At 58.5% G+C, this 20,801-nt stretch carries 17 protein-coding genes; 8 read left to right on the top strand and 9 right to left on the bottom strand.

The window, feature by feature from the left end; translation table 11 throughout:
• Positions 1–105 precede the first annotated feature (105 nt).
• The 4 genes from AO726_RS16910 to AO726_RS16895 all read left to right on the top strand — a co-directional run bounded on the left by AO726_RS16910 (position 106) and on the right by AO726_RS16895 (position 3,252).
• Positions 106–786 (top strand): TetR/AcrR family transcriptional regulator, encoded by a 681-nt coding sequence (locus AO726_RS16910; RefSeq protein ID WP_058069283.1) that lies wholly within the window; start codon positions 106–108, stop codon positions 784–786.
• Positions 767–1,351 (top strand): IMPACT family protein, encoded by a 585-nt coding sequence (locus AO726_RS16905; RefSeq protein ID WP_058069282.1) that lies wholly within the window; start codon positions 767–769, stop codon positions 1,349–1,351. Before AO726_RS16910 ends, AO726_RS16905 begins: the two co-directional genes overlap by 20 nt.
• A gap of 131 nt (positions 1,352–1,482) precedes the next feature.
• Positions 1,483–2,235 (top strand): class II aldolase and adducin N-terminal domain-containing protein, encoded by a 753-nt coding sequence (locus AO726_RS16900; protein ID WP_058069281.1) that lies wholly within the window; start codon positions 1,483–1,485, stop codon positions 2,233–2,235.
• Positions 2,236–2,304: 69 nt separating this feature from the next.
• Positions 2,305–3,252, top strand: a complete 948-nt coding sequence (locus AO726_RS16895; protein ID WP_058069280.1) for a choline ABC transporter substrate-binding protein — start codon at positions 2,305–2,307, stop codon at positions 3,250–3,252.
• Here the strand turns inward: AO726_RS16895 and AO726_RS16890 are convergent.
• From AO726_RS16890 to AO726_RS16880, 3 genes are all read right to left on the bottom strand, one after another.
• Positions 3,247–4,305 (bottom strand): GlxA family transcriptional regulator, encoded by a 1,059-nt coding sequence (locus AO726_RS16890; RefSeq protein WP_058069279.1) that lies wholly within the window; start codon positions 4,303–4,305, stop codon positions 3,247–3,249. The genes AO726_RS16895 and AO726_RS16890 overlap by 6 nt on opposite strands.
• 104 nt (positions 4,306–4,409) lie before the next feature.
• Positions 4,410–6,071, bottom strand: a complete 1,662-nt coding sequence (locus AO726_RS16885) for a choline dehydrogenase (protein ID WP_058069278.1) — start codon at positions 6,069–6,071, stop codon at positions 4,410–4,412.
• A gap of 76 nt (positions 6,072–6,147) precedes the next feature.
• Complete coding sequence (locus AO726_RS16880; protein ID WP_058069277.1) at positions 6,148–7,311, bottom strand: aromatic ring-hydroxylating oxygenase subunit alpha; 1,164 nt, start codon at positions 7,309–7,311, stop codon at positions 6,148–6,150.
• Between the two features lie 222 nt (positions 7,312–7,533).
• Between AO726_RS16880 and AO726_RS16875 the strand changes: the two genes are divergently transcribed.
• Positions 7,534–8,481 carry an adenosine deaminase gene (locus tag AO726_RS16875; RefSeq protein WP_058069276.1) on the top strand — a complete coding sequence of 316 codons (948 nt, stop codon included), beginning with the start codon at positions 7,534–7,536 and terminating at the stop codon, positions 8,479–8,481.
• A gap of 954 nt (positions 8,482–9,435) precedes the next feature.
• A complete protein-coding gene (locus AO726_RS16870) occupies positions 9,436–10,293 on the top strand; it encodes a DMT family transporter (RefSeq protein ID WP_058069275.1) in 858 nt (285 codons plus the stop codon).
• An 81-nt stretch (positions 10,294–10,374) separates the two neighbouring features.
• Here the strand turns inward: AO726_RS16870 and AO726_RS16865 are convergent, their stop codons facing one another.
• From AO726_RS16865 to AO726_RS16850, 4 genes are all read right to left on the bottom strand, one after another.
• A complete protein-coding gene (locus tag AO726_RS16865; RefSeq protein ID WP_058069274.1) occupies positions 10,375–12,492 on the bottom strand; it encodes a TonB-dependent copper receptor in 2,118 nt (705 codons plus the stop codon).
• A gap of 76 nt (positions 12,493–12,568) precedes the next feature.
• Positions 12,569–12,937, bottom strand: a complete 369-nt coding sequence (locus AO726_RS16860; RefSeq protein WP_058069273.1) for a DUF2946 domain-containing protein — start codon at positions 12,935–12,937, stop codon at positions 12,569–12,571.
• 22 nt (positions 12,938–12,959) lie between these two features.
• Entirely contained in the window at positions 12,960–13,430 is a 471-nt protein-coding gene (locus AO726_RS16855; protein WP_058069272.1) for a copper chaperone PCu(A)C, read from the bottom strand.
• A 156-nt stretch (positions 13,431–13,586) separates the two neighbouring features.
• The gene (locus AO726_RS16850) at positions 13,587–13,976 is read right to left on the bottom strand and encodes a DUF2946 domain-containing protein (RefSeq protein WP_058069271.1); all 390 of its coding nucleotides are present in this window, start codon (positions 13,974–13,976) and stop codon (positions 13,587–13,589) included.
• 211 nt (positions 13,977–14,187) lie between these two features.
• On the opposite strand from AO726_RS16850, the gene AO726_RS16845 reads away from it, so the two are divergent.
• Together AO726_RS16845 and AO726_RS21280 are read left to right on the top strand one after the other, a co-directional pair.
• Positions 14,188–16,035, top strand: coding sequence for a PAS domain S-box protein (locus AO726_RS16845; protein ID WP_058069270.1), 1,848 nt, complete (start codon positions 14,188–14,190; stop codon positions 16,033–16,035).
• Positions 16,036–16,187: 152 nt separating this feature from the next.
• A complete protein-coding gene (locus AO726_RS21280; protein ID WP_162838891.1) occupies positions 16,188–16,364 on the top strand; it encodes a hypothetical protein in 177 nt (58 codons plus the stop codon).
• Here AO726_RS21280 and AO726_RS16840 read toward each other — a convergent pair.
• Both AO726_RS16840 and AO726_RS16835 read right to left on the bottom strand, forming a co-directional pair.
• On the bottom strand, positions 16,361–17,551 hold the full coding sequence (locus AO726_RS16840; RefSeq protein WP_058069269.1) for a Bcr/CflA family multidrug efflux MFS transporter: 1,191 nt from the start codon (positions 17,549–17,551) through the stop codon (positions 16,361–16,363). The genes AO726_RS21280 and AO726_RS16840 overlap by 4 nt on opposite strands.
• Before the next feature lie 107 nt (positions 17,552–17,658).
• Positions 17,659–20,790: an efflux RND transporter permease subunit gene (locus AO726_RS16835; protein WP_058069268.1), complete on the bottom strand. Its 3,132-nt coding sequence runs from the start codon at positions 20,788–20,790 to the stop codon at positions 17,659–17,661.
• Positions 20,791–20,801 lie beyond the last annotated feature (11 nt).

Raw genomic sequence — 20,801 nt, 5'->3', positions numbered from 1 at the left:
AAGCGACATCTGATGACAGAAATCAGACGGATCTTAAGCTTGTTATTCACTTAGCACTCGGGTATCAGTGCTCCTACCCAGCCACAACCACCTGCAAACACGACTATGACCGCTGTAGTGCCTGAACCTTCAACTGCTGAAAAACCTGTCGGCCGCATCCGACAGAAAAACAAAGCCGCCATTATTAAAGCTGCCGAAGAAGAGTTTGCCCGTCACGGCTTCAAAGGCACGAGCATGAACACCATTGCTCAGAATGTCGGCCTGCCCAAAGCTAACCTGCACTACTACTTCGGCAACAAGCTGGAACTGTACAAAGCGGTTCTGCTCAACATTCTTGAACTGTGGGATACCGCGTTCGACAGCATTACAGCGCAGGACGACCCTTACGAGGCTTTGTCCGGTTTTATCCGCGCCAAAATGGAATACGCCCGTCGCCACCCGAAAGCCTCACGCATCTATGCGATGGAAGTGATCAGCGGTGGTGAAATCCTCGCCAAGATGCTCGGGCAGGATTACCGCGACTGGTTCCGTGGTCGCGCAGCTGTGTTCGAAGCCTGGCAGGCCGCCGGCAAGATGGACCCGATTGACCCAACGCACCTGATCTTCCTGCTGTGGAGCAGCACTCAGCACTATGCTGACTTCGCTTCACAAATCAGCCGTGTAACCGGGCAGGCGCGTATGACCAAAGCCGATTACGATCAGGCGTCTGATAATCTGGTGCACATCATCCTCAAAGGCTGTGGCATTAAGCCGCCTGTAAATTCCGATGCCGTTCACCCTGCTTGAACCCTGCGAATACCGCGAAGAAATCCGTAAAAGCCGCTTTATCGCCCTCGCCGCTCCAGCCACCAGTGCTGATGCGGCCATGGCGTTTATTGCCGCACACAGCGATCCGGCAGCCAGCCATAACTGCTGGGCGTGGAAGGTAGGCAATCAATACCGCTTCAATGATGACGGCGAACCTGGCGGCACTGCGGGGCGACCGATTCTGGCGGCCATCGAAGGGCAAGATTGCGATCAGGTCGCCGTGCTGGTGATACGTTGGTACGGCGGCATCCAGCTCGGCACCGGCGGCCTCGCCCGCGCTTATGGCGGCAGCGCCAATAAGTGCCTGCAAGCAGCGCAGCGTCAGGAGTTGGTTGCCCGCAACCATTACCGCTGCCATTGCCTGTTTGCCGAGCTGCCAGTGCTCAAGGCACGCCTGAATGATCTGGACTGCTTGCTGGTCAGCGAAGCCTACGATGCAAGCGGAGCCGAACTGGAGCTGGCCCTGCCGCCACAACGCGAAGCAGACCTGCAACGCTTACTGGCAGATATCAGCCGTGGGCGCAGCGTGTTGCAGGCGCTCTAGCCGCCGTCCCGAGCAAGACAAGATCGCGTGATAGCGGCAGAAAACGTCGTATCCGATCAAGCAAGGCGCACGCCCCTGCTAAAGACTCCGTTCATACCGCTGCGTTATGCAGTACTGATCAGGAGTCCGATATGGCCGCCAATGCCACTCTCGCCAGTGTCCCGGACAAGCACTGGCAAGCCCGTGTGGAACTCGCCTGTGCCTTTCGCTGGGCCGCACGCCTGGACATGCACGAGTCCATCGCCAACCACTTCAGCTATGCGCTGAATGAAAGTGGCCGGCAGTTTCTGATCAACCCCGGCGGACGCCACTTTTCCCGTATCCGCGCCAGCGATCTGCTGCTGATTGATCTGGACGCACCGGATGCCAGCACCAGCAGCGCCACTGACCCGACCGCCATGGCGCTACACAGCGCGCTGCACCGCAATCACAAGCACGCCCGCTGCCTGCTGCACACGCACTCGCGCTACGCCACCGCGCTGGCCTGCCTACAAGACCCGACGCTACCGCCGATTGAGCAGAACGCCATGCGCTTCTTCGAGCGTGTTGCCGTGGATGACGGTTTTGACGGCATGGGCCTGGGCGACGAAGCGGAGCGCGTCGGCCGCCTGCTGGGTAATAAACCAATTCTGCTGATGGGCAACCACGGCGTTCTGGTGGCTGCCGAGAGCATCGGTCAGGCTTTTGATGACCTGTATTACTTCGAGCGGGCCTGCGAGCTGTACTTCATCGCCCGTTCCAGCGGTTTGCCGCTGCGCGTTGTCAGCGATGAGATCGCCCGTAAAACGCGCCAGCAGTGGCTGGAATACCCCAATTTTGCTCAGCAGCACTTCACCGCGCTGCTGCAGATTCTCGACGAAGAGGAGCCAGATTACCGCGCCTGATGAAGACGCCGCAGAGCGTCCATAAGAAGCCAAAACACTGCCTTCATAACAGAAGTAGGAGTTGTTCCGATGGCCAGAAAAACCGTAATGCCTTACGTGCTCAGCAGTCTCCTCGGCAGCCTTGCCCTGACCAGCTACGCCAGCGATCCCGCCAGTTGCCAGACGGTGCGTTTTGCCGAAGTCGGCTGGGCTGATATCTCCGCCACCACCGCGCTGAGCAGCGTGGTACTGGATGGCCTGGGCTACAAGACCAGCAGCCAGCTGGCTTCAATCCCCATGGCTTACGCCGGCATGCAGCGCAAAAATCTCGATGTGTTTTTAGGCGGCTGGATGCCATCAATCGAGTCTATGGCCAAACCCTTCCTTGATGACGGCAGTGTAGAGCGCGTGCGCACTAACCTGCTCGGGGCCAAATACACCCTGGCGGTACCGGACTATCTGCACGAGCAGGGACTGAAAGATTTCGCTGACATTGCCAAGTTCAAAGATCAGCTCAAAGGCCGCATCTACGGCATCGAATCCGGCAATGACGGCAACGTGATCATCGACGGGCTGATCAAAGCCAATCAGTTCAGCCTCGGCGACTTCAAGCTGGTGGAGTCCAGTGAAGCCGGCATGCTCTCACAGGTGCGCCGCGCCACCAGTGCCAAGCAGCCAGTGGTGTTCCTGGCGTGGGAGCCGCATCCGATGAACAGCAACTTCTCAATCCGTTATCTGTCCGGCGGCGATGAGAGTTTCGGCCCCAACTACGGCGCGGCAGTGGTGGATACCCACGTACGCAAAGGCTATCTGCAGGAATGCCCTAACGTCGGCAAGCTGCTGAACAACCTGGAGTTCCAGCTGGGCATGGAGAACGAGGTGATGGACGCCATCATCAACCAGAAAGCTGATCCGCGTGCTGCGGCTACAGACTGGCTGAAAAAGAACCCGCAGGTGCTGCAAGGCTGGCTGCAAGGCGTAACCCACTTCGACGGCACTGAGGCACTGCCTGCTGTGAACAAGACTTTGGGCTTATAGGCCCAGGTTTTTTTCCGGGTTATTCAGCAAGGGTTGGCGCATCACCGGTGCGCCCCAACTCTGGCTGCGGTCGTTGCTCGGCGCACAGCCAAACTTGGCCCGGTACACACGGGAGAAATGCTCCAGCGAACAGAAGCCTGAGCCTGCCGCCACCTGCGATACACTCAGGCGGGTTTGCTGCAGCAGGCTATGGGCACGGGACAAGCGCAGGCTGAGGTAGTACTTGAGCGGCGAAAGCCCGGTGTACTGCATAAACTGGCGCTCCATTTGCCGACGAGACAGCCCTACACGGCGGGCAATTTCTTCGCAGGTCAGGGTCTCTTCAATATGCTGCTCCATCAGATCGATAGCCTTGTACATCTTGCGCGCCAGCGTGCCGAGATTGCGCTTATGGCCGTCAGTCTGGCTGCCTTCTGCCTCTCGCACCTCGCTGACCAGCATGTGCATGGCCACCTCTTTGGCCAGGCTGCCCTGCACCTGATTTTGCAGCCAGCTCAGCAGCATATCCAGCACCGAGGTTGCCCCGGCGCAGGTCATGCGCTGCCGCTCTACGGTGTAGAGCTGGGCACTGGTCTGAATGCGCGGGTAGCTTTCCTGAAAGCCTTGCAGGTTATCCCAGTGAACGGCGGCTGCATGGCCATCCAGCACACCGGCGGCAGCCAGCAGTTCAGTGCCGGTTTCGATCCCGACCAGCACCGCACCAAAGCAAGCCTGCCGGCGTAACCAGCTGCGTAACTGCGGATTTTGTGTGTGCCGGTGTACGTCAAAACTGGCGATCACCACACACAGGTCGTAGTCCGGGCTGCAAGCGATGCTCTGATCGGCACTGCTGCGTAAACCATTACTGGCGCTGACCGGCTCGCCATCCAGCGATAGCAATTCCCAGCTGAACAGCTGCTGCTGCGTCAGCCAGTTGCTGATTGCCAGCGGCTCGATAAAAGCGGCCAGGCCGAAGTTGGAGAAAGACGGCATCAGCAGAATACCGATGCGCATGGGTGTACTGCGGCTGTCTCGCCAGCCATCGAACACCGTTGGACTGTTCTGCTCGTTCATAACAGGGTCCCGCCAGGCATATGAGCGCCCGCGACATGGGCGGGCGCTCTATTTATCGACTACGGTGGCTAAGTGCTGCGGTCCCGCACTGCACCCTCCCGACCTCAACGCTGCCGGGTTTGCCACTCGGGATGAATCCACACCGGTGCCTTGCTGGCTGGCAACGGTGCGCGTCCCCGGATCATATCGCTGGCTTTCTCAGCAATCATCACGGTTGGCGCGTTTGTGTTACCGCTGACGATAATAGGCATGACTGAAGCATCCACGACGCGAATGCCGTCCAGCCCCAGCACGCGCAATTGCGGGTCAACCACCGCCTCCGGATCACTCGCCGCGCCCATCTTGCAGGTGCCGCTGGCGTGGTAGCCGGTCTCGGTAATGGTGCGCGCCCAGTGATCCAGTTGCTCATCGGTGACTTTGTCCGCGCCGGGCACCAGCTCTTCACCGACAAAGGGCTGCATGCTCGGCTGCTGCATGATCTCGCGCACCAGCCGCGCACCAGCACGCATGTCGGCACGGTCCTGCTCGGTTTTTAGGTAGTTGAAGAGAATCTTCGGAGGCTTTTGCGGATCGGCACTGGCCAGGGTCACGCTGCCCAGGCTGGTAGGACGCATGAGGTCGATATGCACCTGGAACGCATGCTCGGGCACCAGATCAACACTGCCCGGCTGCACCGCCAGCGGCATAAAGGTCAGTTGCAAGTCCGGGTGTTTGACCCCGGCGCGGGAGCGGATAAACGCGCCCACCTCAAAGTGGTTGCTGGCCGCCAGCCCGCCCTTATCGGCAAACCAGCGCGCACCGATCAGCCATTTGCCCGGTGCTGTAGTCCAGGGATAAATCGACACCGGCTGCTTGCAGCGGTACTGCACCACTGTGTCGGGGTGATCATTCAGGCGCTGGCCAACGCCGGGCAAATCGTGCACCACGTCAATGCCGTGCTCGCGCAGGTTTTTGGCATCGCCCACACCGGAAAGCATAAGCACCTGCGGCGAGTTGATCGCCCCGGCAGTCAGTAGCACCTCTTTACGGCTGGCGGCCTGCTGCATGCGGTCGTTGTGCATAAACTCCACGCCCACTGCCCGCTTACCCTCGAACAACACGCGATGCACCAACGCACCGGTCATCACCGTGACGTTGCCGCGCCCAAGCGCTTCCATCAGATAGCCCCGCGCCGTGCTCCAGCGTTTGCCATTGCGGGTGGTGCGATCCACCGGGCCAAAGGCCTCCTGACGGTAACCGTTAAGGTCATCCGTGGCGGCGTAACCCGCCTCTTCACCGGCCTTGATAAAAGCCTGATGCAGCGGCGTGTTGATATCGCCAGGCGTCACGTGCAGATGGCCGCTGGCACCCCGGTATTCATTAGCGCCATCGGCATGATTCTGCGCACGGATGAAGTACGGCAGCACCTCGGCATAACTCCAGCCATCGCAGCCCTCTTCTGCCCAACTGTCGTAATCGCAGGCATGCCCGCGAATGTAGACCATGCCGTTGATTGAGGATGAGCCACCCAGCGTGCGCCCACGGGGCGTACCGATACGGCGACCGCCCAGATACGGCTCCGGCTCAGTCTGGTAGCTCCAGTTATAGGTGGTGCCGCCGACCACAATGCCGACAGCCGACGGCATGTCGATGGTCCAGCTGCGGTCCAGCGGGCCGAACTCCAGCACCAGAATGTTTACCGCTGGGTCTTCACTCAAACGATTGGCCAGCACACAGCCCGCTGATCCAGCCCCGACAATTACGTAATCGTATTCAAGCCGCTGCACGCTAAGCCCCTTTTATAACGAACGGAGACAGGCCGACTGCGCGTGCCTTCAGACGCAGTCGTTCGGGAAGCAACAATCAGGCTTGCGCGCCGTGAAGCGCCTGGAACACAAGCTTGTGGAAGTGGTGAACCAGATGCTCACTCTCGTTGCTGCGCTCGGCGTCGATCATGTAGCGGCCCTGGTCGTAGCCGATGGAATGCAGGCCCTTTTGCACGGTGACATTCAGCTCGATGTCTTCCGGGCCCAGTTCCTCGTTCATCCAGCGCATGCATTCGCTGGTCACCGCCGGTACTTCGTCGTGGGCGCTGTAGTAACCGAAGCGCAGCAGGGAGCGCTCGGCATCTAGCGGGATCATGATGAAGGTGCCGATAAACTGGGAATACGGGAAGGTGTACAGGGTGTTGTTCGGCCACATGCCGATGTTGAAGAAGCACTCTTCCGGGTTGCGCTCACCTTCCAGTGGTACGCCGTAAGCATGGGTGGCATCCATGTTGGCCGGAGCCGCGTAAGTCCACCAGTTGTCACGCTTGATCAGCTGGTAGCCTTTGAAGTCGATCAGGCTGGCCAGATCGATATGACACGGACCGGACAGCTTGAAGTGATAACCCTCAATGGAGTTATCCATGATCACCTTCCAGTTGGCCGGCACGATCACGTCCTGTTCGTCGATCAGGCGCATCTTGTCGAGCTTACTGAAGACCTTCTTCATTTGCTCATCAGCACCGGGGAACAGCTCAGCCATCGACGGTGCGTTGCTGTCCAGGTTGAAGTAGATAAAGCCGCCCAGCTCTTCTACTCGCACTTTGGGAATGTTGTAGTCCTGCTTGTCGAAGGCGATCAGGCGCTCGCTGCGCGGGGCGCTGCGCAGGCTGCCGTCCATCTCATAACACCAGGAGTGGTAAGCGCAGCGCAGGATGCGCGTGTTGTTGCCACGACGGGTTTCCAGCAGGCGATTGCCACGGTGCTGGCAGACGTTGTGGAAGGCATGGATCTCGCCTTCGTTGTTGCACGCCACCACCACACTCTGATCAAAGATGTCGCAGACCACGTACTGCCCCGGCTCGGCGAACTCATTGCGGTGTCCGGCCAGGTGCCAGCCTTTCATGAAGATTTTGTCGCGTTCATCCTTGAACAACTGGTCATCAAAGAAATAACGCGAAGGCAGGGTAAAGGCCTGCTCAGGGGCTTGTTCATCCCAACCGGCGATGGATGCATTGGGTTTCAGGGCAACAGAAGACATGGCGAACCTCCTAAAACAATGACTGGCGTTGGAGGTGAATCTAGGGCTGCACAAAAGCGCGCTATTGATCAAAAGCGACAATCTGAGCGCGCTTCTGATCAATGTCGTAATCAGGCATGCCGCCATCGCTTTGTGGCTATCCGACCGGGCACCTGCGCAAATGCAGGAAAAATCTGACCGAACAGTTAGAATATTCGGCTTTTCTTATGTTTTGAGGTTGCCATGTACGACTGGCTCAACGCCTTGCCCAAGGCTGAACTCCACCTGCATCTGGAAGGTTCGCTCGAACCTGAGCTGCTGTTTGCCTTGGCTGAGCGCAATAAAATCGCCCTGCCTTGGAATGATGTGGAAAGCCTGCGCGCCGCGTACGCCTTCAACAACCTGCAAGAGTTCCTTGATCTCTACTATCAGGGCGCCAACGTGCTGCGCACTGAGCAGGACTTCTACGACCTGACCTGGGCGTACCTGCTCAAGTGCAAAGAGCAGAACGTGATTCACACCGAGCCGTTCTTTGATCCGCAAACCCACACAGACCGTGGCATTCCGTTTGAAGTGGTGGTGCGCGGCATTCAGCAGGCGCTGAAGGATGGCGAGAAACAACTGGGTATCAGCTACGGCTTGATCCTCAGCTTCCTGCGTCACCTCAGCGAAGAAGAAGCCTTCAAAACCCTGGAGCAGGCGATGCCGTTCCGTGACTCGTTTATTGCAGTCGGCCTGGACAGCTCTGAAGTGGGCCATCCGCCCAGCAAGTTTCAGCGCGTATTTGCCAAAGCCCGCAGCGAAGGTCTGGTCGCAGTGGCGCACGCCGGTGAGGAAGGCCCGCCCGAATACATCTGGGAAGCGCTGGATCTGCTCAAGGTCAAACGCATCGACCACGGCGTACGCGCCATTGAAGACGAGCGTCTGATGCAACGCATCATCGACGAGCAAATCCCGCTGACCGTGTGCCCGCTGTCCAACACCAAGCTCTGCGTGTTCGAGGACATGCGCCAGCACAACATCCTGCAAATGCTGGAGCGCGGGGTGAAAGTCACGGTGAACTCGGATGACCCGGCCTACTTCGGCGGCTACGTCGGCGAAAACTTCGCCGCGCTGTACGACAGCCTGAACATGAGCAAAGAACAGGCCCAGCGCCTGGCGCAAAACAGCCTGGATGCACGGCTGGTCTGAGCGTAGATCCTACGGTGGGTAACCTGCTGCGCAGGCTTACCAAACCCTACAAAAGCCACGACTGCCGCCAAACCGTAGGGTGCGATAAGACCGCAAAGCGGTTTATCCACCAAGCGCCCGCACAGGCCGCCGCTATTGTGGATCAGTCGCATACCCATGGTGGGTAACCTGCTGCGCAGGCTTACCACACCCTACAAAAGCCACGACTGCCGCCAAACCGTAGGGTGCGATAAGACCGCAAAGCGGTTTATCCACCAAGCGCCCGCACAAGCCGCCGCTATTGCGAGTCATGCAACATCCACGGTGGGTAACCTGCTGCGCAGGCTTACCGCACCCTACAAAAGCCGAGACATGCGTAAACCGTAGGGTGCGATAAGACCGCAAAGCGGTTTATCCACCAAGCGCCCACACAGGCCGCCGCTATTGTGGATCAGTCGCATATCCATGGTGGGTAACCTGCTGCGCAGGCTTACCACACCCTACAAAAGCCACGACTGCCGCCAAACCGTAGGGTGCGATAAGACCGCAAAGCGGTTTATCCACCAAGCGCCCGCACAGGCCGCCGCTATTGTGGATCAGTCGCATATCCATGGTGGGTAACCTGCTGCGCAGGCTTACCACACCCTACAAAAGCCACATCATTTACAACATGCCGGTTTTGTCAGCTCGGTTGACCGACTAGTTAGCTTCATCTAGATTCACTAGGCACTCACTTTCAGAGTTAGCCTAATGAACATGCACGCCAACCTATGCAGCACCTCGATCACTGCCTTCAGCGCAGTTGAGCTGCCGTGTGTGTTCACTGTCTCGCCACCTGTCTCTGTCGCGCCGCCTCCGGCATCTCAGACGCCGCCACCGGGCTCGCGCTTCTAACGACGCACGCTCACGTCCAGCTTCCGTTCTCCTCACACGCTTGGGGCTGGATGTCGTTTACCGACTCAGACAGGTTTAATCATGACTACGCGTAATTCCGTGTGGGCCACGTACGGCACCACCACGTTGTTTGTTCTGCTATGGGGCAGCGGTGCGATCTTCTCCCGCTGGGGGCTGGATCACAGCTCGGCGTTTGCCTTCCTGACCCTTCGTTTTGTGCTCGCACTGGGCATGCTGATCGCACTGGCACCAATGCTGGGCCGCTTGCTGCCGCGCCCCGGCACCAGCACGCAGGTGATCTTCAGCGGCATGCTGCTAATCGGCGGTTATTCGATCTGCTATTTCCTTGCCTTGGAAAACGGCATCACGCCCGGTGTGCTGGCAACAGTATTAGGCGTTCAACCGATTCTCACGCTGCTGCTGGTTGAGCGACGCTTCTCCCCTCTGCGCCTGTTCGGATTGCTACTGGCCTTGCTGGGGCTGGCGCTGGTGGTGTTTCAGGGGCTGCTCAAGGCGCACTTTTCATTGTGGGGCATCAGCTATGCATTGCTGGCACTGGCTTGCATGACCTGCGGCGCCATTCTGCAAAAGCGGGTTAATCAGTCACCGCAGGAGGTGCTGCCGCTGCAATATGCGGTCAGTCTGGTGATGTGCCTGCTGTTCGTGCCGTTCAAACCATTTGAGCTGGAATGGGTCGCGGGCTTCATCATCCCTTGGCTGTGGCTGGGGCTGATGATTTCAGTGGCGGCGCAGATTCTGCTGTACCGGCTGATTCAGGCGGGCAATCTGGTCAACGTCACCAGCCTGTTCTATCTGGTGCCGGTGGTCACGGCGATCATGGACTACCTGTTCCTCGGCAATCTGCTGTCGGGCCTGAGTCTGCTCGGCATGGCTGCGATTCTGGCTGGCCTGGCGCTAGTGTTCCGCTTTAGTCGCTAGAGATATTCGCGACTGAACTCGCTCCTACAGGGTTGTGTTTGCTAGGAGCGGCTTCAGCCGCGAAGCGCTATCTCACTCAGATCAGAAGCTGAAATCCACCTTGGTCCACAGGGTGCGGCCCGGCTCGTTAAAGCCTTGTGGATCATCCTGAATAAAGCCGAAACCGGCGTTGCCAGTCAGGTTCAGGTGCTCGCTGTAGGTCTTGTCGAAGAGGTTATCCACACCAGCGCTGACTTTGACCTCAGGACTGATGCGGTAGGCCGCATTGAGGGAGAACACGCCAAAACCGCTGCTCTTCTCCAGGTCCTTACCAACCACGTTACCTTTGTTGATATCCACCCGGTTCTGGCTGTCGACCACACGCCACAGCGCTGCAGCGCTCCAGTCCTCACGCTCATAAGCCAGACCAAAGCGCGCTTCCAGCGGCGGCGTTTGCGACAGCGGACGGTCGTCGGAGCTGTTCTTGCCCCATGCGTAAGCGATGCTGGCATCGGCCTTCCAGTTGTCCGTCAGGCGATAGCTCGCGCCCATTTCGCCGCCCATGATGCGCGCATCAATATTGCTGGCTTCAGAGCGGGTATGCCCCGGCATCATGCCTTGTGAATAACTGAACAGAATGTAATCACGCACCTGCCCGGCGTAGGCGGAAACCCAGGCTTCCACTTTCTCGGTTTTGTAGTTGAGGCCGATATCTAGCTGGGTGGTTTTCTCTGGGTTCAGACTCTCCATTGGCTGCACGAAACCAACCGGGCCGGGGCTTGCGGAGAACAGCTCCCAGTAATCAGGGAAGCGCTGAACATGCCCCAAACCCGCGTACCAAGTCGCCGGAATGGCTTGCAGGTCCTGCTCGTAGCGGACAAAACCGCTGGGCAGTGTGTCACTGCGGGTTTCGTCGTAAGTCGGGTTATCGCGCAGGGTCATGCCGCTACCGATGGTTTTGCGAAAGTCTTTGACCGAGGCCCGATCCACCCGCGCACCGGCGATCCAGCGCTGATCGCTGCTCAGATGCCAGGTCAGTTCACCGAATAACCCGTAGTTGTGGAATTCGGCGTCTTTATCCCACGGTTTTTGATCTAAGTCCTGATAGGTGCTGGTCATCATGTCGTAGCTGGAGCCGCGCTTACGGTGCTCGTTGCGCTGGGCATCGACACCACTTTTCAACTCAAGATCGTCCCACGCCCAGGTACCAACCAGACGCGCGCCGAGTGTGCGGCGGTCGACGTTGGAGGCCATCGGCCCGGCCATCATGCCGGTGCTGCTGGGGGTACGCAGGCTGAAGTTGTCCATCACGTGATCGGCATAGTTGTAATACACGCGGCCTTCCAGACTGTGGAATACATCACCGAGATTATCCAGGCGCACCTTAAGGCCGAGGGTTTCACGGAGAAACTGACTGCCGTCCATGCCGCGACCGGCATAGCGGGCTTCGCCGTCGCCACGTCCGGCACTGAGTTCGATCAGGGTGTCTTCGTTCGGCGTCCAACCGAGCAGCACATCGCTGTTCCACTTCTCCCAACGCGACGGCACGGTGTCGCCGTTGCCATCTTCGTAATCATCGGCCTGCGCGGAGTTAGCGAGCAGGCGGATATAGCCTTCGCTGCCACCCGCCGCCGCATCCAGCCTGCGGTCGAAGCGGCCGTTGGAGCCTGCCAGCACGCTGCCATTGACCCGCCCGCCGAGTTCCTGAAATCGCTCAGTGTCGCGTTCAAACAGAATGGTGGCTGCTGAGCTGCCAGGCCCCCACAGCACAGTTTGCGGACCTTTAATCACGGTGAGCTGATCGAAGTTTTCCGGCGACAGGTACGAAGTCGGCGCGTCCATGCGGTTCGGGCAAGCACCGAGCAACTGACCGCCATCGGTGAGGATATTCAAACGTGAGCCGAACTGACCGCGAAATACCGGATCACCATTGGTGCCACCGCTGCGAATCGCGCTGAAACCGGGGATGGTCTTCAGGTAATCAGCACCGTCAGCAGCCGGGACCGGCTGGCGCGGCTGTTTCGGGTCGGTCACCACGGTCACGGGCGAGTGTTGCGCCACACCGGTGACGACAACTGGCGTCAGGTGCAGGTGTTCGGCATCAGCAGCTTCCTGCGCCAGACTCTGCGTGGTGCAGAGCATCCCCAGGCACAGAGGTGCCAGCGCAAACGGCACAGAACGGTTAGAAACAACGTGACAGACTTTCTTATAAGCAGACATAAACATTCCCGGATTCGAGATAAAAAGGAGCCCGCCCCACACAACGACTGTGCAGGTACGACACAGAACCGATTAATCAGGAATACACAGGCGGTGCGCGGCAGCGCGCTCCGGGGAAAATGGCCGGACTGCCCTCGCCCAGTACCGTTGGAACCTGCAAACGCAGCAGCGGCTGTGGCGCAGCGTTGAGACGCACACAACCCGCCAAGGTGGCCGGGCTGTGCAGGAGCAAAGTGCAGTAGCCGCACTTGGCCCAGACCTCGGCATGCCCGCTGTGGTCATGCTGCTGTTCAGCATGCTCACCGCAAGCCAGCTCACTCATCCACGCGGGTTCAGCCGGTTGCACCAGCTGCGAAGCCAGTGCCCCGAGGCTGATCAGCAGCATGGCCAACAGCCCCAGCGCCGAACCGCAGCGGTGAATGAATGAGTACGACTTAACCCGCATGGCGATCAATTAGCCCTGAAACTCAGTGGTGCTCATGCGTGCCGGGGGACGGTGCCTCTTTTTGCACGGCCACTTCGACTTCAACCGCTCCGGCTTTTTCGAAATTCAGCGTCAGTGGAAAGCGCTCACCGTCTTTAGCCTGCTGTTTTAAACCGAACAGCATGATGTGATAGCCCATCGGCGCAAACGTCACCTCACCGCCTGCAGGCACCTCAACCGTCTGCACCTGCTGCATTTTCATCACCCCCGCAGCGTGTACGTGCTCGTGCAGTTCGGCTTTCTGTGCCACCGGCGTGCTCGCGCCGAGCAGGCGGTCAGCGGTCTGGCCGTTGTTATGAATCACAAAGTAAGCCGCAGCCGTTGGTGCCACAGGCGGCATTTCCCGCGACCAGGGGTGGTCGATATGTAAGCTGCCGGCCTCGTATTCGTGAGCGTTGGCACTCAGCATCGGCAGCAGCATGGCAGCAATCAGCAAGGTCTTTTTCAGCAGCATGGTGGTTCTCCCTGAAGGGTGGACATCAGCAAAAATCAGTTTTCTGATAACTCACACAACCGATCAACATCACACAAACGCAACGCAGGCCATTAGTGATAGGCCGGGCAGATTGATGAGGTGATCGGTCAGCAGCGCTGGGCGCTGCCAGGCAACTCAGGCCAGAACAGGAGACGCTCGTGGATTGGCCGAAGGCCAGAGAAAACGCACAGCAGTCGCCGGACTCAGCCAACTCGCCAGGCGAATAGTGCGGGTAAGCGGCAGAAGTCCGAGCAAACCGAAGAATGCGGCCAGCAGCACGGCACTAAAACCGGAGCTGAGTGCACAACCGGAGCCGGTTGCCGGGTTAGGCGCAATGACACCGGAACCGTTAAGATCGGCCCCGGCACCGAAATTGCCCTCGAATGAACAGTACTGGCCATCCAGACCGCTCAGTTGCAGGCCAGCCATCTGTCCATGGCCTATGCTGCAGACGAGCGCACTGAACAGAACGCTGAAGTACAGCATCCAGGCGAACAGTCTTTGGTCTGATCGGCGCAATTTCATGGAGGCGAACTCTATCACTTATCACCATAAAGATTAGCTCCATTTACGCTGTGGTGGATTGACGCAACGCAGCTTGCCTGCAGGACGCGGAATACGCCAAACGGGTGATCCCATCATCGTTTTGGCATAATCGTACTTGTAAGCTGGACATTCGCCTCAGGGTTCGGCAATTTGGGGATGTTCGCCCCTTCATATTCGGCATTTATAACCTATGCACTCTGATCTTCGAGGCGCCCTGCGCCTGGCGGGCGTTTACATTTTTATCGGCGCATTGTGGATTTATGGCACTGATCGCTTGCTGCATCTGCTGGTCAGCAATATCGATGTCATGGTGCTCATGCAGTCGCTCAAGGGCTTGCTCTTTACCTTGGTAAGCGGTGCCTTGGTGTTTATCACCTGCTACAAGGGGCTGAATTACCGCCGTCGGAGTCTGGCCCGGATTGAACAGTCCAACCGCCTGCTGGATATGGTGCAGCAGCACAGCGCCATGGGCACCTGGTCGCTAAACCAAGACTTTCACTGGAGTCCTGCTGCGCTCAAGCTGCTGGGTCGAGACGCCCATGATCAGCAGGCCAGCCTCGCTCACCTGCTGACCTGGCTGCACCCGGCCGAACGCGGCGCGGTACAACGGGCCGTACAGGCGCTGCTGGATGATCACACCGAGCTCAACGTCTGTGCCCGCCTTATGCAGCACGCGCAGCAGCAACCGATCTGGGTTCACCTGCGCGGTGAGGCCAGTGCCGATGGCAGTATTCATGGCACGTTGCAGGACATCAGCCTGCAAAAGCGCGATGAAGCCGCACTGCATGAAAGTGAAATGCGCTTCCGCCAGCTGTTCGAACAGACGCCGCGCATTGCCGTGCAAGGGTATGACCGCGAGAACCGGGTGATTTTCTGGAACGAGGCCAGCACTCAGCTGTATGGCTACAACGTCAACGACGTGATGGGACGACGCATGGAGGAGCTGATTGTGCCGCCCCTGCAGCGTCGCAAAATGAGCACTGCTAACAATTTGTGGCAGCTCAACGGTTCGGCCATCAGCGCGGGCGAAATCCAGCTGCAGCGTAAGGACGGCGGCTTGGTCTGGGTGCACTCCAGTCAACTGGTGATTCGTAACCGCCTGGATCAGCTCGAGAAGTACCATATCGACATCGACCTGACCGAACAGAAGAAAATGCACGAAGAGTTGCAGATCAGCGAGAACCGTTACCGCTCGCTGGTTGACCATCTGGCCGATGCCATTTTTATCGTCAACAACCACAACCTGCTGACTTTTGTTAACCCGGCATGGGAACACGTCACCGGTCACCGCATCGTTGAAAGTCTGGGCAGCCCGCTGCACCGCTTTATCCCCGAGCTGGGCCAGATGCCGCTGCGCCAGCAACTGGATGACCTGCGCTCCGGTGCCGAAACCAGCCTGCGCCTGGAATGCCAATTGCTGAACGATCAGGGCCAGGTTCGCCAAATTGAGCTGCAACTGAACCGCAGCGAACCGGATGGCTGCCTGCATGGCAGCCTGCACGACGTACAAGAGCGATACCTGACACAGCACCTGCAACAGGCGCGTAATTCGGTGATGGATAAACTGCTGGGCCAGCAGCCATTGGAGAAGATACTCCACGGCATCACCCACAACCTGGAGCGGCTACAGCCGCAGATGCGCGTTTCGATCATGCTGCTCGACAGCCAGGGCTGCCTGTTTATCGGCGCAGCGCCGAGCCTGCCGCAGAGCTACTGCCAGGCGATTGATGGGATACGCGCATCAACAGGTATCGGTTCCTGTGGACATGCTGCAAGCACGGGGGAGATGGTCATTGCCGAAGACATCAGCACCCACCCCAACTGGGCAAACTACCGTGAACTGGCTTTTTCGGCTGGCCTACAGGCCTGCTGGTCACTGCCATTCAAAGATGAACGAGGCAAGGTGTTAGGTACATTCGCGGTCTATTACCCACACCCGACCAAACCCAGCGACGCAGATATCCAGCTGGTCACCGAGTTCACCCGCCTGGCCGGCCTGGCCGTACAAACCTGTGGCCGTACGGAGCGGGCTAACTGATATCACTTGATATCTTTAGCAGCCAGTAGGCGACGGATGGTCCGCGCTGATGCAGCTCATTCCGACGAACGTCAGGAATGAACTGCTTCAGGTCAATTTCAGACGAAGCTTTCGGTTCTAGACTCAAGTCCTCTTTCACCGGAGGACCGTCCATGAAAATTGCAATCCAACCAGTGACCACATCCACCGGCCAGAACTGGCAGGTTTCTCTCGACCGCCAGCGTGTGCTGTTTCATACCGAGACTGAAGCCCGTGAGTTTGTCAGCACACTGCAGCGCCGGATCACAGCGCCACACACGCTGCCGACACAGCAACGCATTGCCAGTTAGGCCGGCGAGCGGGCAGGCCGCTGCTCAGCCCAACGGGTAAAGAAAGAGAAAAATACTGCCAGCACGCCGCAGCTGAAGATCAGCACGGCAACAGGCCAGGCAGTGCCTTCATGCAGCACACCAACCAAGCTCGCAGTGCTCGCGGCGATGACAAACTGCACACTGCCAAGCATCGCCGAAGCACTGCCAGCGTGACTACCCTGCCCTGCCATGGCGCAGGCCGAAGCGTTAGGCAACAGAATTCCCAGGCAGGCAATACAACCGAATAACGGAACCAGCAGCGGCCACAGTTGAGCCGGTTTGGCCAGAGCAACCAATAGCAGTGCAAGGCCACAAGCCAGATAGAACCAGACGGTGATATTCAGCCAATGCGCCGGCCCCTGTCGGGCTACCAGCCAGGCATTGAGCTGGGCCACTAAAACAAAACCCAGCGCATTACCGCCAAACAGGAAACCGTAGAGCTTAGGGTCAACGCCATACAGCTCAATAAAGATGAACGGCGACCCGGCCACATAGGCAAACATCCCCGCCATGGCAAAACCGCCAGTCAGGGAATAACCGAGAAACGGCAAGTCACCCAGCAGGCGCTTGTATTCACGCAGCGCACCACTGAGCGGTGCAGGCGGCGCGTTCTTATCCAGGGTTTCCGGCAGCCACAGGGCAATCGCCAGCAGGCACAGACCGCTGAATATGGCCAGGCAGTAGAAAATCGAAGACCAACCGAACGCTGTCAGCAACAGCCCGCCAAACAGCGGCGCAAGGATCGGCGCCAGGCCCATCACCAGCATCATCTGCGAGAACACCTTGGCCGAGTTGATCGGATCGCACAGGTCTCGCACCACCGCCCGTGAAACCACCATCCCGGCGCAGCCACCCAGCGCCTGAATAAAGCGCGCCACAATCAGCCATTCCAGGCTTGGCGCAAACGCACAGGCCACAGACGCCAGACAGAACAGTGACACGCCGATCAGCAGCGGCTTGCGCCTGCCGAAGCGGTCAGCCATCGGCCCATACATCAGTTGGCCGATGGCCAGACCGACAAAGTAGGACGCCAGAGATAACTGCACATGCTCAACATCCGTCGAGAATTGTTCAGCCAGTGCAGGGAAACTCGGGAGGTAGAAATCGACAGCCAAAGGGCCAAAGGCGCTGAGCGCGCCCAGAATCAGGAGAAGGCGTAATGTCATGACAATCCAATCGCTTAGGCGCCCCAATACAACTCGGCGGGACTACTGCGCCAATGATCACACAGTGACGAATATGAGCAGGTTTACTGCGCCCTGCTCCGTTTTTATTAATGCTGCTCGTCGACAGCCTTGCTGGAGCCTCTGCTCAACTTGTCCGCCATCGATTCGACCAGCAAGTAGAACATTGGAATCAGGAAGATTGCCAGCACTGTTGCGGCCAGCATTCCACCTATCACGCCAGTACCAATGGAGTGGCGACTGGCCGAGCCCGCGCCACTACTGATGGCCAGCGGCATCACGCCGAGAATAAAGGCCAGCGAGGTCATGATGATCGGCCTAAAACGCAGACGAGCTGCCTCCAGAGCCGACTCAAATATGCCCATGCCCTGCTGCCGGTTGAGCACGGCGAACTCAACAATCAGGATCGCGTTCTTAGCCGCCAGGCCAATCAGCGTGACCAAGCCGACCTGGAAATACAGATCGTTTTCGATGCCGCGCAGCCACACCGCCAGAATCGCGCCAAACACCGCAAACGGAACCGCCGTCACCACCGCTAACGGCAACGTCCAACGCTCATACTGGGCAGCCAGAATCAGGAAGACCATGATCAGACCGAACACAAACGCACTGCTGCCGGAACCTTGTGTGGCCAGCTCCTGATAGGCCGACCCAGTCCAGCCAATGCTGTAATCACTGCCTAAGACTTCATCCGCCACCTGCTGAATCGCCTGCAAAGCCTGCCCAGAGCTGTAGCCCGGAGCCGGGCCACCGAGAATTTTCGCCGCCGGGTAGACGTTGAAGCGGGCAAAAGTGTCCGGCCCCAGAATCCGTTCGACCCGCACCAACGTGGCCAGCGATACCAGATCACCACTGGCCGCACGCACGTAGACCTGTGACAGATCCTCCGGTTTGCGGCGGAAATCCGACTCCGCTTGCAAGCTGACCTGGAACGTCCGTCCGTACAGAGTGAAGTCATTGACGTAGTAACTGCCAAACGTGGACTGCATGGCGGTAAATACTTCATTCACCGTCACGCCTAAGGCCCGCGCCTTGGTCCGGTCAAGGTGGATGTAGTACTGCGGAACATCCGCACTGAAGGTGCTCTGCACCCCAGCCAGCTCAGGGCGCTTGGTTGCGGCAGCAACAAACGCCTTGACCTTGCTGGCCAGTTGCTCGACCGAACCGCCGCTGCGGTCCTGAATAAAGCCTTCAAAACCACCGGTGGTGCTCATCCCGGTGATCGGTGGCGGGTTAAAACTCATCACCACGCCGTCTTTCTGCGCCGCGCCCATGGCCATAAAGGTCTGGGTCAAGTTGCGCGCATCCAACTCGGGCGTTGTGCGCTCGCGCCAGTCTTTCAGCGGCACAAACGACACACCGGCATTGCTGCGGGTCCCAAAGGTGAGCAGGTCAAAACCGGCGAACGTCACCACGTTTTCCACTGCAGGATGATCCATCAACTGTTTGGTGACCGTATCGGTCAGCTCTGCTGTCCTGCTGAGGGATGCTGCCGGTGGCAGGTAGTAAGCATTGAGTACGTAGCCCTGATCTTCACTTGGCACCAACGCACTGGGAACTCGATTGAACAGCACGACCATCAGAGCAATCATGCCGCCAAACAGCACTAGCCCGATCAAAATCCGCTTAAGGAAAAACTGCACGCCTGAGGCATAGCCGGAGGTGAGTTTGTCGAATACCCGGTTGAATGCCCTGAATGGTGCAGCCGGTTCGTGATGACCGGGCTTGAGCAGCAAGGCGCACAGCGCCGGGCTCAGAGTAAGCGCGACAATCCCGGAGATCACCACGGAGACGGCAATGGTGATCGCAAACTGTTTATACATTTCCCCGGCCAAGCCTCCGAGGAAACCTACCGGCACGAACACCGCACACAGCACCAGAACAATGGCGATAATCGGGCCAGTCACCTCCTCCATCGCCTTGATGGTCGCCTCACGCGGGCCGATTTTGTCAGTGGCCATCACCCGCTCGACGTTCTCGATCACCACAATCGCGTCATCCACCACAATACCGATGGCCAGCACCAGGCCAAACAGAGTCAGCAAATTGATGGAGAAATCCAGCACGTACATACCCGCAAAGGTACCGACCAGCGAAACAGGAATCGCCAGCACCGGAATCAGCGTGGCACGCCAGTTCTGCAGGAAGATAAACACCACCAGCACCACCAGTACGATCGCCTCGAAGAAGGTGTGCACCACCTCTTCAATCGATACCTTCACAAACTTGGTGGTGTCATAGGGCACCGCATAACTCATGCCCTCCGGGAAGTTCTGCGACAAAAGCTTCAGCGCGTTATTCACCCCGTCGGCGGTATCCAGCGCATTGGCCCCCGGCTGCAGGAACACACCAAACGCCGCGTTCTGCTGGCCATTGAGGGAAGTTTTCAGGGAATAGTCCTGTGCCCCCAATTCAATGCGCGCCACATCCTTAAGCAACAAGCTGGCACCGGTGATGTCGGTACGCAGGATGACGTGCTCAAACTCTTCCGGCTTGGTAAAGCGCCCTTGAGTCGTCACCGTGTAGGTGAAGGCCTGATCTTCTTTCAGCGGCTGCTGACCAAAGGTCCCGGCGGCAAACTGAGAGTTCTGTTCGCGGATCGCGTTAACCACATCGGTTGGCGTCAGGTTGTACTGCGCCAGTTTGTCCGGCCGCAGCCAGATACGCATGGAATAGTCTTTAGAGCCGAACTGAGTAACATCGCCCACGCCGGGTAAACGCTTGAGTTCGTCGATCACGTTGATCAGCGCGTAGTTGCTGATATACACCGGGTCCAACGAACCATCCGGGGAAAACAGCGTGACCACCTGGAGGATGTCGGACGACTTCTTCTGCACCTTCACCCCAAGCCTGCGCACCTCTTCCGGCAGTTTCGCCAGCGCGGCCTGGACTCGGTTATTGACGTCAATGGTGGCCTGATCCGGGTCGGTGCCCACTTCAAAGTAGACCGACAGGCTCATCACATCGCCGCCAGAATTGGACTGCTGATAAATCATGCCCTCCACGCCGTTAATCGACTGTTCCAGCGGCGCGGCCACGGTTTCCGCGATCACCTGTGCGCTAGCCCCGGAGTAGCTCGCCGTCACTGATACTTCAGGCGGGAGGATCTGTGGGTATTGCGCCACCGGCAATGAACGCATGGCCATCAGGCCGGCCAGCACGATGACGATGGAGATAACCGCAGCAAAGACCGGACGATCGATAAAGAAGCGCGAGATCACGATAGACGCTC

The sequence above is a fragment of the Pseudomonas sp. TTU2014-080ASC genome (assembly GCF_001446935.1).
In the GTDB taxonomy this organism is placed as follows: Bacteria; Pseudomonadota; Gammaproteobacteria; order Pseudomonadales; family Pseudomonadaceae; genus Aquipseudomonas.
The sequence above is the reverse complement of the archived record's forward strand: the minus strand, read 5'-3'. Positions and strand labels throughout refer to the sequence as shown.